This window comes from Chloroflexus aurantiacus J-10-fl, from assembly GCF_000018865.1.
GTDB classification, from domain to species: Bacteria; Chloroflexota; Chloroflexia; order Chloroflexales; family Chloroflexaceae; genus Chloroflexus; species Chloroflexus aurantiacus.
The window spans coordinates 5095565-5111419 of sequence record NC_010175.1; the positions used below are offsets into that span (position 1 = coordinate 5095565).

At 54.7% G+C, this 15855-nt stretch carries 10 protein-coding genes; 5 read left to right on the forward strand and 5 right to left on the reverse strand.

Annotation, left to right across the window (positions count from 1 at the left end; genetic code table 11):
* Positions 1–34: 34 nt before the first annotated feature.
* Entirely contained in the window at positions 35–3088 is a 3054-nt protein-coding gene (locus CAUR_RS20030; protein ID WP_012259651.1) for an AfsR/SARP family transcriptional regulator, read from the reverse strand.
* Positions 3089–3221: 133 nt separating this feature from the next.
* Here CAUR_RS20030 and CAUR_RS20035 point away from each other — a divergent pair, with 133 nt between their 5' ends.
* The 4 genes from CAUR_RS20035 to CAUR_RS20050 all read left to right on the forward strand — a co-directional run bounded on the left by CAUR_RS20035 (position 3222) and on the right by CAUR_RS20050 (position 9585).
* On the forward strand, positions 3222–3425 hold the full coding sequence (locus CAUR_RS20035) for a hypothetical protein (RefSeq protein ID WP_015909506.1): 204 nt from the start codon (positions 3222–3224) through the stop codon (positions 3423–3425).
* A gap of 42 nt (positions 3426–3467) precedes the next feature.
* Positions 3468–4424 carry an FG-GAP-like repeat-containing protein gene (locus CAUR_RS20040; protein WP_012259652.1) on the forward strand — a complete coding sequence of 319 codons (957 nt, stop codon included), beginning with the start codon at positions 3468–3470 and terminating at the stop codon, positions 4422–4424.
* Entirely contained in the window at positions 4369–6963 is a 2595-nt protein-coding gene (locus tag CAUR_RS20045) for an Ig-like domain-containing protein (RefSeq protein ID WP_242604996.1), read from the forward strand. The genes CAUR_RS20040 and CAUR_RS20045 overlap by 56 nt, the downstream gene beginning before the upstream one ends.
* 759 nt (positions 6964–7722) lie before the next feature.
* Positions 7723–9585, forward strand: coding sequence for a TolB family protein (locus CAUR_RS20050; RefSeq protein WP_012259654.1), 1863 nt, complete (start codon positions 7723–7725; stop codon positions 9583–9585).
* A 364-nt stretch (positions 9586–9949) separates the two neighbouring features.
* On the opposite strand, the gene CAUR_RS20065 is transcribed toward CAUR_RS20050, so the two are convergent.
* The 4 genes from CAUR_RS20065 to CAUR_RS20080 all read right to left on the reverse strand — a co-directional run bounded on the left by CAUR_RS20065 (position 9950) and on the right by CAUR_RS20080 (position 14079).
* The gene (locus CAUR_RS20065; protein ID WP_012259655.1) at positions 9950–11251 is read right to left on the reverse strand and encodes a hemolysin family protein; all 1302 of its coding nucleotides are present in this window, start codon (positions 11249–11251) and stop codon (positions 9950–9952) included.
* Positions 11252–11439: 188 nt separating this feature from the next.
* A complete protein-coding gene (tpiA, locus tag CAUR_RS20070) occupies positions 11440–12192 on the reverse strand; it encodes a triose-phosphate isomerase (RefSeq protein ID WP_012259656.1) in 753 nt (250 codons plus the stop codon).
* 18 nt (positions 12193–12210) lie between these two features.
* Positions 12211–12894, reverse strand: a complete 684-nt coding sequence (locus tag CAUR_RS20075) for a zinc metalloprotease (protein WP_242604997.1) — start codon at positions 12892–12894, stop codon at positions 12211–12213.
* A gap of 381 nt (positions 12895–13275) precedes the next feature.
* Positions 13276–14079 carry a hypothetical protein gene (locus tag CAUR_RS20080; RefSeq protein WP_012259658.1) on the reverse strand — a complete coding sequence of 268 codons (804 nt, stop codon included), beginning with the start codon at positions 14077–14079 and terminating at the stop codon, positions 13276–13278.
* 516 nt (positions 14080–14595) lie between these two features.
* Between CAUR_RS20080 and CAUR_RS20085 the strand changes: the two genes are divergently transcribed.
* Complete coding sequence (locus CAUR_RS20085) at positions 14596–15852, forward strand: MFS transporter (RefSeq protein ID WP_012259659.1); 1257 nt, start codon at positions 14596–14598, stop codon at positions 15850–15852.
* The last annotated feature ends 3 nt before the right edge of the window (positions 15853–15855 follow it).

Consider the following 15855-nt stretch of genomic DNA (forward strand, 5'->3'; position numbering starts at 1 on the left):
CGCCTCGCTCAGGCATACCACAAATATGGAGCTTTCAATAGGTCTCCTGGTGAGCGAAGGATGGCATGAGGTCGGCAATTGCGTTCACCACCTGCACGAGTGTTCGACCGCGACCACGCACCTTAGCCGCAGCCAGACGATCTGGGGGTAGCATTGCCGTCAGGCTGGCATTAAGGGCTTCAGCCCGCTCGCGAAACGCCTGATCGAGAGCCGGGTGGTGTAGCGGTAATTGCAAAAGTTCGACAGCCTGTTCAGCCCGATCTTCCGCGGCCAGTACCGCAGCAACACGATAAATCTGAATAAGCATGTACGGAACTGCCCAGCTTGTCAGCAACAGCTTTAATGCAGCGCAATAGTAGCTTTTAGCATCCTGATAGTTGCCGAGGGTGAATGCAACATCACCGAGATTCCCCAAGGGCAAATGCATCCCCCAGCGTTCACCAATCTCGGAGAAGAGTTGCAGACTTTGCCGGTAATAGTGACATGCTTCGGTATACCGTTGCTGCATTTCGGTCACGATGCCAAGTAAGTTGAGTGTGAGTGCCGACTCACGCCGATTGCCAATCTCCTGCGAGAGTGCCAGACTCTCGTGAAGCAGACCTTCTGCCTCTGCATATTGAGCCAGACCTTCGGCGACACTGGCAATAGAACGGAGTGCCGTTGTCATGCCAGATCGATCATTGAGCAACCGGTAACGATCAAGGCTTGCCTGATACATTATTTTGGCCGCTGTATAATCACCCTGCCGTTCTTTCACCAGACCCAGGTACGCCATTGCGTGAGCAATGTCTAACGCCGTCTCTCTTGTTCCATCTGGAACATCGTGCAACAATGTCAGGCTCTGTTCAAGCAGACGATCTGCTTCTGCATATTGCCCCAAATGTAACGCAAAATCTCCCATACAGACCAGTAACCGTCCCCGTAGGTTTTGCCAGGCTGATGTATCAGGCCACTGGTGTGAGCTATCGAGTGCTCTGGCAAAGAGTTCTTTACCTTCTTGAAAGTAATTGCGATACTTGTAGAAGAGATGAAGGCTGCGTGCCGCCTGGGCCAAATCATCCCGTCTGGCAGTCTGAATTGCCCACTCCCAGGCAACCTGGATGTTTGGACGTTCGGCATCCAGGGTTGTTAGCGCAGTAGACTGATGATCACCGCGCAAATGTGTTTCGTGAGCTGCCAATAGCTCGCTGTAGTACGAGCAATGGCGATCACGGGCTACTCGCTCGATAGTGGGCATCGCTGCTACCTGTTCAGCAGCCAGATGGCGCACCAGCGTGTGCAGTGTATAGCGTCCTGGGGCTACGACCTGCACCAGCGATTTGTGAACCAGAGCAACCAGATCCGCCAGCGAAGCCTGCGTCACCCTTAACGCCGCCTCGCGACTCCACGTGCCCTGAAAGACAGCAAGCTGCGCTAATGTCGTCTGCTCACCGGGTGAAAGTAGACGCCAGGAATAGATAAACGTTGCGCGCACACTGCGATGACGTTCGGGAAAATCCTGGAAAGTAGTGGCAAGCATATCGACGTTTGTGGCAATAGCAGCAGCAATCTCCATCGGTGTGAATTGCTCTACCCACGAAGCTGCCAGTTCAATCCCCAACGGTAATCCTTCAAGCAGACGACAAATCTGAACAATCGCAGCAAGGTTTGCTTCATTGAGCGTAAATGCCGGCCAAACCCGGCACGCACGCGCTACAAACAGTTTTACACTATCGAATGTATCGCTATCTAATGCATCCGCTGCCGGAACCGGTAAACCTGTTAGCTGGAGGATACGTTCAGACTGAAAATGCAGCCGCTCACGCGAAGTCACCAGTATAGTCACTCGTGGTGCCGACTGGACGATTGCCCATAACAGCTCGGTTGCCGGTAACAAGTGCTCAAAGTTATCGAGCCAGATCAATATTTCGCGCCCTGACAGGTAGTTTAACAATTGCGTGCATGGGTCAGTCTTCCCGTGCAATGTGAGACCGATGCTCCCTGCAATAGTTGTGGCCAGCAATTCGCGTAGCGTATCGGTTTCAACCACCCTTGCATCTGTTCCAATCCCAACCAGAGGAACAAACCAGACCCCATCACGAAAATGTTGCACGACCATTCGTGCCGCAGCAAGGGCCAGCCGCGACTTCCCAACCCCACCCTCGCCAACGAGTACAATCAGTCGCTCGTCAGGCGCCAGCAACCACTGCCGGAGATGATCTAGTTCAAGTTGACGACCGATCAATGGGGTTTGTACCACCGGCAGATTATGCCTGTTTGGGGAGCTGAAATCAGTGTTTTCCCTTGCTTCCCCTGTCACACCAGACGGTTTGAGGTCACCGGTGCGAATTGACTCGGCCAGAAGCACCGTTTCAATCGCCGGTTCGACACCTAAGTCCTGAGCCAGAACCTGACGACAATGCTCATATTGGCTCAAGGCGGCACTGCGATGACCTGCCAGCGCCTGGGCTAACATTACCTGGCGATGCGCATTTTCATTCAACGGATCCAGTTCTATCTGACGCCATGCGTAGCGATATGCCTGGTCATACGCTGCCTGGCGCAGATAAAATGTGGTCAGATCGTCCAGTGCGTCCAGAACCTGATGGCGCAACCACTCCCGTTTGAGCAGAATCCACTCTTCAACAGCAAAGCTGTCACCGACGAACATTTCACTGAGAAAATCGCCACGGTAGCATGCCACGGCCTCGGCCAGATGCATCACACAAATTGGACAATCGGCGCGATCAGCGTGCGGGTGGCGCTCGCAAACTGCGAGCAGGTCGGTCAATGCGACGACATCGATCCAGACATCAGCACGTGCGTTGAAGCGAACAGTGCCTGAGTCGACCTGAATATACTCAGTGCCATCAACATTCAGCAGTTTACGCAAGGCGAAGAGCGCTTGACGCAGATTAAGGCGGGCTGCCGTTTCGGGATGATCCGGCCAGAACATGCCGGCCAGGACGGAGCGGTCATGAGGGTGATGAGCTTCTACAGACAGGTAGGCCAGTAAGGCTCGATTTTTCACCGAACGAAAAGCCGTCACTTCCTGGTCATCAAGCCTGACCTGCATTGAGCCAAGTAGAGAGATGGAGAGGCGTTTCATAGCGACATTATATCAGGCCACACGTCCGTTTGAAAGAGCGCTAACGATCCGTTAACGGTACCTCTGCATGATGATGGCACTGGTGGAGTCTGGCGGAGTGGAATCGGATTATTGTCTTGCAGGGAGCTTCCCAATGATTCATGTTTCCAAAGTGCGGTTTGGGTATCAGTCCTATCTGTTACGTCTGTGGCGGAGCAACCACAACGAACCCTGGCAAATCAGCATTCAATGTGTCCAGACCGCAGCGGAATGGCACTTCACTTCTCCAGAAGCCTTCTTCCATTTTCTCCTGAGCTGCATGGAAAGCGATGGCGAAAGTGGAAGCAATCGTGATTGATCTACGTCCACTACCACAACACCCTAACACAGGAGGTATTCCATGAAATGCCGACAACTTGCAGTCTCCCGTCTAAATATCATGATCATTCTGGCAAGCACTCTCATAGGTATTACCATCCTGATCCTACTCATCCCAGGAGCTGCCGCGCAATCACCGCAAGGAACACCACTTTCGTGCAGTGATAGTCCGTTTGGCCGAGTGGTGGAATTGGGGAAAGAACGCGAGATCTTTGTCAGTTTTAAGGGAAGTCCCGATTTTCGCGGAACCAGCAATGGGCTAAATGCCTCTCTCAACAACCTCGGCGAGCCTCAGCAACCAGGAAATATCCAGCTTATCGAAGAAGGTCTTTTCGCCAATGATGCCCAGAATCGCTACAACATCTCCTGGCTGGCTGCCACTGCTGCCGATCTCAATGGTGATGGTAAAGTGGAGTTTGTGCAGGGTTTTACTGATGCTATCGGGCGTACCCAGTTTGTCGTTCACGGCAATGGCAACGGCTGGAACGATGGTACGGACTGGAGTTGGAGCGATGGATACGGTTGGGTTGTCACCACCGTTGCTACTGAAACCAACTATATCGAGCGCGCAATGGCTGCCGGTGATGTGCTGGGCAGAGATAATGGCAGCCAGCAAATAGTTACTGCCGCTCGTGGCAATAATGCATTGAGAGTCAGTATCCGGGAAGGAGCAGCCAACGGCACGCTGAATGAAGTGGCTGCCTGGTCATCAAATGCCGAGAATCGCAATCAAGCGACATTGATCGACGTAGCAGTAGGGAACCTGGATAACGACGGTTACCTGGACATCGTCGTGGCGTTTCTCCAGGAAAATACCAACAATGTGCAGCTTGTCTACCTGGAATACGACCCCACTTATAACCAGGGCAGTGGATCAAACCTGAGCTTTCGGCTGCGTACACGAGCGTTCATCACCACCGAGAATGTTTCCCACCCCAATAGATCTTCAGATCGATCTGGCCGATCTCAATGGCGATAGTCAAGACTCGGTGATACTGGCGTATAGTACGAGCCAAAACGATACGCCAGGGATTAGTCCAACCCTCCAGGTGTATACGTTTGATTTCAATACCAGAACCGGTGCGCTGGCTAGAAGCAATCTGCAATGGGTAGAAGACGCCAACGCTTCTACCTTCGTCATGGCAACCGGCGACATTGACGGTATCGCTGCCGGGAACGGTAACCGTCGTCAGGAGATTGTCCTGGGCTATAACAGTAGTGGCGTCAGCAATGGTAATTTTGCCGGTCTGAATATTAAGACCATCCGGCTGATCAATCTGAACACCCCATCACCACAACTGGCAACAACTGACCACTGGTGGAATAATCAAAATGGGCGTAATTGGGTGCGCTACCTGGCGCTGGCCGTTGATGATCTGGATCGAGATAACCGGGACGACGTAGTAGCCGCCTTTACCGACTCAACGTCAAACTTCGGGTTCCAGATGATCTATCTTCAGCAAGGGTTCAACAGTCAGGGTCAGGCCACCGGTCTCCAATTAAAGGGATCGCGACGTTCCGATCCAGCCTTCAATAGTGATCCGCAGATCGTGATGGGTGACTGGGATAACAATTCGTTGCGCGGCGTAGCCGGGGGAAGCTGTGCCAGTGTGACCGAGTACACCGTTACTGCCGTAGGGTTCGTACCACCATTCTGGCAAAACATTCAGGGCGATCAGAGTGAAAAAGGTGGATCAATTGGGCGCTCGGTCAGTCAATCGTTTGGCGTTGAAAACTCCCTGACGTATGAGCGATCACATACCGTTTCGGCATATGTTGGGGTAGGTGTAGAAGTAACCGGATTCAGCGCCTCGGCCCGTGCAACCGGTGCTCGCGAGTATGCGACCAGCAACACTCGTGCGACGGAGACCGTAACATCGACGATCAAAACATTGGGTCACTCGTGGGGTAGCGATGCTGTTGTCTACGAACCGGCTCAGTACAAGTGCTACAGCTATCAGATGAGCAACGGCACCAATCCACTACCTGTAACTGATGCGTCAGTACGCTTCTGCGAGTACATTCCCTTTAGTAATAGCTTGCCACTTACAGCCGAAGAGCTTGATAGCTGGGACAGAAACAATAGCAGCGAGACGGAATGGATCCCGGTTGTCCGTGATTGGAGCAGTCTCGCGCTGTTCCGTGGCACCTACACTGACCAGTCCAGTAATGCGAGTGCGGCTGCACTGGCTGTAGATAGTCAGATTGTTGCCGGCAGCTTTATCAGTGGGACGGTTGCGCAAACCAATCTGCAAGCCAATCCGTGGTGGCAGGTTGATCTGGGTTCAGTGCAGACTATCGATAAGATTCGGATCTGGAGTCCCGGACACCATACCAATGTTCACATCTTTGTCTCTAATAACGACTTTCGCACCATGAGTGGCCATACCGATCCTGCCAATCTCATTGGTGTGCCGGGCGTCTTTCACTACACGCTGGCCGATCTAGGTGTAGACCTGACAACCGGTGACCCGATTGGTCCTGTGACGACGTTCCTCACGCATGTAAATGACCAACCTGTGCGGGGTCGCTACATTCGTGTGCAACTGGCCGGAACTGACATGCTCAAACTGGCAGAGGTCCAGGTCTTTGGTCCCAATCATCTGGAGCCGGATCGCTATCCGCTCGATCTACGCGACACCGATCCCAACGATGGTTTCTTTGAGGTGTTACTCTATAACCCCTATCACACCACAAACAATGACACCTATCAATGGGTGAAGACCCGTGGTCGACTCCTGTGGGATGGACGTGACTACGACATCGGTATCCTGGTGGGCCGTGGCAATGCGAAGACGGAATGGTCGCTGACAACATCGCAAGAGGAGACTCAGATCCGGCGTGAACAACTCTCGAACGTGACGCGCATTGGCTATGAGATTGACATCGAGGCCGGCCTCATCGTCAACTTACAGGCGGGTTTTGGCGAGGAATTCAGTGCCGGTATTGCCAGTGAAACCGTTCAAAGCACGTCCTGGAGCGAGAATTTTGAAATGGGTGGCCTGATTCAAGGGTTCCCTCGCGAGTATGATGGTCAGAGCATGAACTGGGTGCAGGCCTGCCGCTATCGCTTCCACCCCTACTACTACGAACTCGTGGAAGAGTCAAGTGTCGGCTACCAACACCGTTTTCCGGTCCTTGATTACCTGGTACCTGATGATAATAACGAATGGGATTTACAGCGCACGGATAATCTGAACGCCTGTCGCAACGGTAATCAGACTGCCAGTACACCACAGACAACGGTTGACAACTTCACAACCTCCACCGGTCAAACTTCCACGTTCAACGTCTTGGCCAACGACGAGGGCAATAACCTTGAGATTACCAGTGTCGGTCCGGCGCAAAACGGAACTACCACGCACACGACGCGAACTATCACGTATACCCCGCGCTCAGGGTTCGTTGGTACCGACCAGTTTGACTACACCATCTCTGATGGCACGAACAGTGCCAGCGGTACCGTGACCGTAACTGTCGAACGGATCTATCTCTATGTGCCGGTAGTCAGTCGCTGACGATCCCGTCCCCTGGAGAGTTCAACGGCGGATAGAACATGGGGGCGTAGGCAGGATATGAAGCCTGGGAAAACCCTGAAACCCTCACCCCTCGCCCCTTTCCCGCTGCGCGGGAGAGGGGCGCGCAAAGGTCTGATCTGGCGCTTCCTGATACGATAAAAAGTTGCGTTATATCAAATCCTGCCATGGGCATGACCTGCATAATGCGGATGGGCGGGTTCGGTAGGGGCGGGTTCTGAACCCGCCCCTACTCGTCCCTACGGACGATACCATGTGCCCGTTCACGTTGTCATACGCGGGATGTGACGAACGAGGGGGTAGCGGAAGGGTTCGTCTTGAATCGCGTGCTATGCTAACCGGTAGCACGTACTGTACTTCGTACCAGACTCAGGTTGAAACTATTACCCAAATCCCAGCACAAGTTCTATCCACCCTGCCCATACTGTCCGTCTTCCATTATTATCTCAATGGTATCGTTTTTAATAATGGAAAGCTGGGTTTAGTCTAGCCAAACCGACTCTCAAAAAATTTACTCATAATCGATGCTTTTGAGATTTTTAACTTTGTTTTTACAAAAATTCATATTTAAAATCTGTGTAATTTGTCACAAAGAATGATTGCTTAAGCAGACTATACATTTTACGACAAAACTCATCTTATCTTCACACTATTTTGAGCTTAATATCAGATGTTATGGGAACTACAGGGATTATAATATCGTCTACAGGGTGTATCAGGCAGTAATTCAAGGAGGATGTTATGTACCGGCCAGGAATGATGTGGAGCATGCTCGCCCTGATCGGTGCGCTCATGCTCAGCAGCGTGGCCCCGCTCGCCGCCGCACCCTTCTCCGGGCGCACCAGCTTTGCCGACCCGCGCTTTGCAGCCATCTGGAGCCGTACCGACAGCGAGGCCGTGCGTGGTGGACGCACCTGGTATTGGGGACCAGGACCGTGGTTCGATTACGGCGAGTTCTACCGGGAAAGCCCCAATGCAATTCGCACCGTTCAGTACTTTGACAAAGCCCGCATGGAGATCAATCGCCCTGACGACGGCATTGTAACGAACGGCCTTCTGGTGAAAGAGCTGGTCAGCGGACGAATGCAGCTCGGTGATTTTCCCTACGATGTCACCTATCGCGATCCTTCAGACGTACCGGTCGCCGGTAATCCGCGCGCTGCTAACACGATTGCCCCTGGCTACCGCGATTTCGCCGGTATCGCAACAATTGACAATGGCTACCGTGATCCTTCACGACTAAACGAGCGCGTCTCCGCTGTGATCGCTCGCGGCGGCAACATTGGTATTCGCGAGGATCTTGCCCGGCCCGAAACGACGATTGTGCAGTATAACAGCGTGACGGGTCACAACATTCCGCGTGTCTTCTGGGATTTTATGAACGCCCGTGGCCGCGTCGTTGAGAATGGGCGCGTCGTTACCGCACCGATTGTTGACTGGCTCTTCGCGATGGGCTATCCGATCACCGATCCCTACTGGACACGTGCCGTTGTTGGTGATACCGAACGCGATGTCCTGGTGCAGCTCTTCGAGCGACGGGTCTTGACCTACACCCCGGACAATCCGCCCGGTTATCAGGTCGAGATGGGGAATGTCGGGCAGCACTACTTTCAGTGGCGCTATCCGCATCTGGGTGCACCGTGGGTTGCCCCCGATCCGGCCACCCCGCTGATCTACGCCTCGAATATCGACACCGGCAGCCACTGGGAACTCTACCGCGCCACCTTTGACGGCGGTGGACGACGGTTGACCTTCAACAATGGTGAGACGGTGGCCTTCTCGTGGCGGCGAAGCTGGGACCCTAACCAACACTTTCTGGTGGTTGACTCACGGCGGAATAGTCCTCAGTATCGCCAGATCTATTTGCTCAATGCTGTTGCTGCCGATGCCGGTGAGCAGGCAGCCGGCGCTAGCGTGGTTCGGATTAGCTACAGCAATGCTGACGGTAACTTCCCGCCATCGGATAACGACTCCTCAAGCATTCCGGGGAGCGAGTACAACGCCTCGGTGTCGCCGGATGGTACGCTGCTGGCGTTTGTCTCCGAGCGACAGGGGATTCCACAACTCTACCTTCGCCGCCTGAATGTGTCACCATTGCGCGGCTACGCCAGTCCAATTACCGCCTACGACCGGCCATGTAATGTTGAAAGCCCGACCTGGTCGCCCGATGGTCGCTATCTGTTCTGGGTTACGAATTGTGAGGGGAACTTTGAGATCTATCGGGCTACTATCGTGTTCTACTACATTGATGACCTCTTTGCGAGCATAAGTCTGAACAATATTCGCAACCTGAGCAACAACGCAGCAAACGACCGCTTCGCGCGCATCTCACCTGACGGCAGGACGATTGCCTTCGCCAGCGACCGCGACGGGAACTGGGAAATCTATGTGATGAACAGCGATGGGAGTAATGTGCGTCGATTGACCAACAACGCAGCAACCGACGACTCGCCAACCTGGTCACTTACCAACCAACAGCTCGCGTTTGCCAGTGATCGTGACGGTGACTTCGAGATTTACATTCTCAATGTCAGTGATGGCGCTATCGTGCAGCAGGTGACACAAAACACTGCCCAGGATCGCTGGCCGTTGTGGGCGCAATAAACCAGCCTGACAGGGGATCAGGGTGATCTAGGGTAAGTTCATCTACCCATGCTAACGGGCGTGGGGCGGGTTGGCAGCCCACCTCACGTCCTGATGGTAGCCGCGGTACGATCCCTCTTCAGGTGGCAGCCGGCTCGCGTGAGATCAACACCTTATCGACGCGCAGACCATCCATATCCACGACCGCAAACCGCCATCCCCCCCAATAAACAACATCATCGGCACACGGTACCAAACCTCTTCAGGTGGCAGCCGGCTCGCGTGAGATCAACACCTTATCGACGCGCAAGCCATCCATATCCACGACCGCAAACCGCCATTCACCCCAATAAACAACATCACCGGCCCACGGTCCAAAACCTCTTCAGGTGGCAGCCGGCTCGCGTGAGATCAACACCTTATCGACGCGCAGACCATCCATATCCACGACCTCAAACCGCCATTCCCCCCAATGCACAACATCACCGGCACGGGGAATTTGTCCGATCAGACTGATCACCAGACCGGCCAGCGTTTCGTAGCGATACGTCTCCTCTTCGGGCAGCTCGTCAACATCGAGCAGCGTGCGCACCTCATCAATCGGCAGCGAACCCTCTACCAGATACGAGCCATCCTCGCGGCGCACAATCGGTGGGGGCGTTGCATCATCATACTCATCGTCAATTTCACCAACAATCTCTTCCAACACATCTTCCAGAGTGACAACGCCTTCGATCCCGCCCAGTTCACCGACCACCAGCGCCATATGCCGTCGACTACGGCGAAACGTCGTCAACAACGCCGAGGCACGACTGTTTTCCGGGACATACAGCGGTGGCGAAACAGCTTCACGCACCAGCGCCTGTTCGCCCTGTTTCCGGTAGAGGAGAAGCAGATCGCGCACATGGACAATCCCCACAATCTGATCGGGTGTCTCTTCGTAGACGGGAAAACGCGAGTAACCGCTTGCCAGCAACTCATCAATGACTTCGCCGAGGGTGCGGTCAGCGGCGACCATTTCCACTTCGTGGCGCGGCGTCATAATATGGCGCACCGCCCGGTCACTGAAACGGAAGACCCGATCAATAAATTGCTGTTCTTGCAGTTCAACCTCACCGGTTTCGGTGCCTTCGCGCACCAGCGCTCGAATATCCTCCTCGGTCACCCGTTCTTCGGCGACGTTTGCCCTACCCAGGATCATCAGGACAAACCGGGTTGAGGCACTCAATAACATAATGATTGGCGTACTGATGCGGGCAAGCAGTGACATTGGCCGCGCCATAAGGGTGGCGATGGACTCCGCACTTTGCAGAGCGATCCGTTTAGGAACCAGTTCACCCAACACCAGTGATAGATAGGTCACCAGTAACACAACCAGAAACTGAGCCACCTGGTCGGCATAAGGTGCCAGCCATTCATAACGTGCCACCCAGGGCGCAATCTGGTTGGTGAGGGTTGCCCCGGCAAAGACACCATTGAGCGTCCCGATCAGCGTAATCCCGATTTGCACGGCTGCCAGAAAGCGGTCGGGGTCTTCCTGCAATTGCAGAGCAACCGCCGCCCCACGACTCCCCTCTTCGACACGTTGTTCGAGCCGGCCTCGCCGGGCCGAGACCACCGCCAGCTCGGTTGCTGCGAATAAACCGTTAGCCAACGCCAGCGCAATAATAATCAACAGTTCTTGCATGGATTCTTCTCTGCTATAGCCCTGGAACGACCAAAAACTGCACCCCGCCCACAACGGTGGACAAGGTGCAGTCGAAGTGTCACGAACATCTGTCGCAACGAGTATGAGGTAGCCGAAAGCGCAAACGGCGACGGCTTCAGTAACCGTCGCCTGCACGTCTGTTGCGCTGAACTACGTTCAGGTTCCATCTACTGATAATGGATGATCCGCAGAAAACTGGCTGCCTGTAACGAAGCACCACCAACCAACGCACCATCAATATCGGGCTGAGCCATCAATTCGTCGATATTATCCGGCTTCACACTGCCACCGTACTGGATACGTACCGTTGCGGCAATCTCAGAACCGTACAATTCGGCCAGAGTTGCCCGAATTGCCGCATGCATCGCCTGCGCATCCGCAGGAGTTGCCGTATCGCCGGTACCAATGGCCCAGATCGGCTCGTAAGCAATCACCACGTTTGCCATTTGATCCGGAGGCACCTCAAGCAGGGCAGCACGCACCTGTGCCGTCACAATCGGCTCGGCCTGCCCGGCGTCACGCTGGGGCTTACTCTCGCCAACACACACAATGGGACGCAGACCATGGGCAAGGGCGGCACGCAATTTTCGATTCACAAACGCATCACTCTCGCCAAAATACTGACGACGCTCGCTATGACCAATAATGACGTAACGACAGCCAATATCAACCAGCATTGGCGGCGAGACCTCACCGGTAAACGCACCCTGCGCTTCGGGGTACAGATTCTGCGCCCCCAACCCCAGCGGGCTATCGGCGACCAGCGCTGCCACGGCAGCGAGTGCGGTGAAGGGCGGACAAACGATAGCTTCGCGATCCGATAATTCACCGAGACCGGCCAGCAAATCGCGCACCAGCGTCGTTGCTTCGCCAACCGTCTTGTACATCTTCCAGTTGCCGGCGATTAATGGAATACGCATGAAAACCTCAGCAGCTATTTACAACAGGCGAACGAAGGTTTGTATTAATGTAAACAACAGATCATCGCTAAGCAGAAAACTCAAACCAACCCCAACGGCTGTCGTCACCGCAAATACCCGCCAGTCCCAGGCCAGCACCTTCGCCCCATCAAACGGGCCAGCCGGGATCATATTGAACAGACCAATCCAGGCGTTGAAGCGAAATCCGACATAGCAGATCGTCACCAGCAGATCAACAAATGGTGGTTGCAAGATCACAACCGGAAAGAGCAGCAAGAGAAACAACACCGACAACACCAGGTTGGTCACCGGGCCGGCCAGCGCAATGATCCCGCTCTGGCGCATCGTCAACAGACCACGGTGCCAGACAGCGCCCGGTGCTGCAATAAAGAGGCCAAAAAAACTGATCGCGATAGACAAGAGCAACCATCGATCATTCGCAATGAAATGAGCCTCTGCGCCGTAGCTACGGGCCACCACTCTATGCGCCAGCTCGTGCAGGACGAAGGCCACTCCGGCCACCACTGCCGCCACGACCAGGTTCACAAAGAACGTGCTACTCAGCAGATTTGATGCGCCAGTTTGCACAATCGCAAAAGCCAGCGTCGTCCCTGCCCACATCTTGAGCAGCTCGATGTTTTCGTCGCGCGGGCGGCTGAAAATATCATCAATCGAGGTAAAATCGCGCACGGCATCTCCCACAGTGGTTCATTAGATACAGCTCTCCTGTATTATACCCGCTTTGGCAATACTCTGGAGAGACTTACCCTTGCGCAGGCACCGTTGTCGGACATAGAACGTGATTTTCCACACATCACAGCTACGCCACAGACAGGCCGGGATGCACACCCGCGCCTGATGGTGAATGTGGTCTGGATGGCAATAATCCCTGCGACGCATGGGCAAGCGGCAATGGCCTGCCCGTTGCTCGCAGGCAGGCCGTCTGGACAGAGAGGATACAACGCGCTGAAGCTGAGGATTGGCGAAGACGGGAGCGACACATACATCACCCCGCCAGGAGCACATCTGGTCATTACCGACCAGCCGGATAGCAAGGTGATAGCACGTGCCGGAAAGCGCTTCTCAGCGGCGGCGAATAATCTCTACCAGCTCTTCAAGCGAAAGCTGCGAAAAGTGGCGCGGTGGCGATTTCGGCGTACCACACAACAACAACCGGTGACTGGGATGCAGATACCAGTCAGCCTGGCTATCGCACTGACGCAGCGTATCGTACACCGGTTTCAGATCAACGCTCGAACGACGCTGAGCCGTTACTCCCATATAGCCACGGCGGTCACGGTAGGCAAAGAGCACTGCCCCGTAGTTAAACGCCAGCCGGGAAGAGCCACCATCCGCACTTTGCACGGCAATACCCAACCCCCACGGCGTTTCAAACTCCAGGCGATGCTGGAACGCCTGCTCGAACCGCAACTGCCGCACCTCGTGCTCGTACCAGGCATCGAGATTAGCCAGCATCGCTTGCGCCACGTGATGTGGTCGGTTGGGATAGAGTGCGTTATAACCGGCAATCAGATCGGTGATATTGAAAAAGACATTTCCCGGTCGGTAATCAGCGTGATCGATCCGGGTCACCTGATCGACTAAACGACGGAGCGCCTCATCATCAGGTGCAACGGCCCGCCGGACAAGTTCCGCAGCACTGAGCGTCGGATCGGCGGTATGGTGGTGATCGAACCGGCCACCACCGGTATCGACATGAATGACGTGCGGATCAGAATCCACCGGCTGATCCTGCCAGGTGCGACCGGCAGGCACAAATTTCAAATCGGCGTCTTTAGCCGGGCCAAACCGCATCAATAACCAGATTGCGGTTAGACAGTCGAGATCAGGGGCCAGATGACCCACAATCGTCAACGGCGTTTCCACACGCAGGACTTTTCTAGGTATTACTCACATCGCCAGATGCTACCGGATGGGACAGCCGACTCAACACGAGACACCTTTCAATCTCAAGCAGGCATTTCTGCCGTCCACGCATCCTGCATGTCGATGGAGTAATACTAATTCATTCTCTAAATGTCAAATCTTGTGCCTAATATATCACGATTACCGCGCGCTCTCAAGTAGCTTGCGGCTGATAATTGCCTCTATAATACACCATTTGTCGCTGGCTTGAATTGTGATGAGAGGCACAGATAGACATCCCATTTCTCGCCGTTCTACTGCGGATACCCCAAGATGTCATCTCCCTCGTGCGCCAATATACACTATTTTACAACTATTAACTTGACAAATTTTTGTAATTAGCATACACTAACTATCGGCATTATATGATCCTGAAACACCCTTCTGCGCAACGTCAGCGCTGCCAACCGCCCCTGAAATGGTCGCGGCACATTCATACGTACCTTACGTCTGCATCTGAAGAGGGAATGTTTGTCTGTGAATCCTGCCTACCGCACACATTTGATCCTGAGCTTTCTCATCGACGGTGCCCATGTTTTGATCTGGACAGGGTTCACGATCTACCAGCTCACCGTAGTAAACATGTCACCGCTTCAACTGGTTCTGGTCGGATCAGTCCTTGAGATAACGATACTCCTCTGTGAAGTACCCACCGGCGTGATCGCCGATCTGATCAGCCGTCGACTCTCAATCATGCTCGGTTTCACGCTCACTGGCGGAGCGTATCTGCTGCAAGCGCTTGTGCCGACGTTTCCGATTGCCGTCCTGGGCGCTGTTATCTGGGGGGTGGGGATCACGTGCGTCAGTGGCGCCTATGATGCCTGGCTGGCCGATGAGCTGGGGCAGGAGCACCTTGGATCAGCCCTGTTGCGCGGCGAGCAGGTGGCACGGGTTGCAGCACTTTGCGGCCTGGCCGGTAGTGCTATCCTGGGCAGCATAGCCCTGGGGTTGCCGGTCCTGGTAGGCGGATGCCTGTTCATTATCGGTGCCGCGTATTGCCTGATTGCTATGCCCGAAACCCATTTTCGCCGCGCCGTTGATGACGAACGCACTACCTGGCACCGCATGGCAACGACCTTGCGCGACGGGGTGCGGCTGGTACGCCGTCGTCCGTATCTGCTACGGCTCCTCGCCGTGTTGTTCTTCTTTGGGCTGTTCAGCGAGGCCTGGGATCGGTTGTGGCAGAGCCATCTGGTACTCACCTTTGATCTGGCTGCGCTGACGCCTATTGCACCTATTGTGCTGCTTGCAGCGCTCATTGGCATTGAGATGCTGCTGTCAATCGCTGCCGCCGAAGTGCTACGTCGCCGCCTGCGCTCCGACGATCAGCGCCAGACGCAACGGCTGGTGTTCGGGTTTACGGCTGTGATGGTTGCGGGGCTATTGATCTACGGGCTAGCACCGCACATTGGCATCGCGGTGATCGCTTTTCTCGGTTTCAGTGTGGCACGTGGGCTGATCGGCCCCCTGCTGAGCACCTGGCAAAACGCGCAGATCGACGACTCACGGGTGCGGGCAACGGTGCTCTCGCTCGGTGGGCAAAGTGACGCGCTGGGGCAACTGGCGGGCGGGTTACCTCTGGGCGCAATCGGCAACCGCTCGCTACGCGCTGCATTTGTGACCAGTGCCATCCTCCTGGTGCCGAATCTGTGGCTGTTGCGCGGAAGACCAACATTAGCAGCAGTGCCGGTGCTGGAAGCGGCGGAACTGGTGGATGGAAGTACCACGAATTGAAAG

Coding starts and splice junctions, on each gene's coding strand:
- CAUR_RS20030 (WP_012259651.1), bottom strand. CDS start 3,088: ATGAAACGCCTCTCCATCTCTCTACTTGGCTCAATGCAGGTCAGGCTT.
- CAUR_RS20035 (WP_015909506.1), top strand. CDS start 3,222: ATGATTCATGTTTCCAAAGTGCGGTTTGGGTATCAGTCCTATCTGTTA.
- CAUR_RS20040 (WP_012259652.1), top strand. CDS start 3,468: ATGAAATGCCGACAACTTGCAGTCTCCCGTCTAAATATCATGATCATT.
- CAUR_RS20045 (WP_242604996.1), top strand. CDS start 4,369: ATGTTTCCCACCCCAATAGATCTTCAGATCGATCTGGCCGATCTCAAT.
- CAUR_RS20050 (WP_012259654.1), top strand. CDS start 7,723: ATGTACCGGCCAGGAATGATGTGGAGCATGCTCGCCCTGATCGGTGCG.
- CAUR_RS20065 (WP_012259655.1), bottom strand. CDS start 11,251: ATGCAAGAACTGTTGATTATTATTGCGCTGGCGTTGGCTAACGGTTTA.
- tpiA (WP_012259656.1), bottom strand. CDS start 12,192: ATGCGTATTCCATTAATCGCCGGCAACTGGAAGATGTACAAGACGGTT.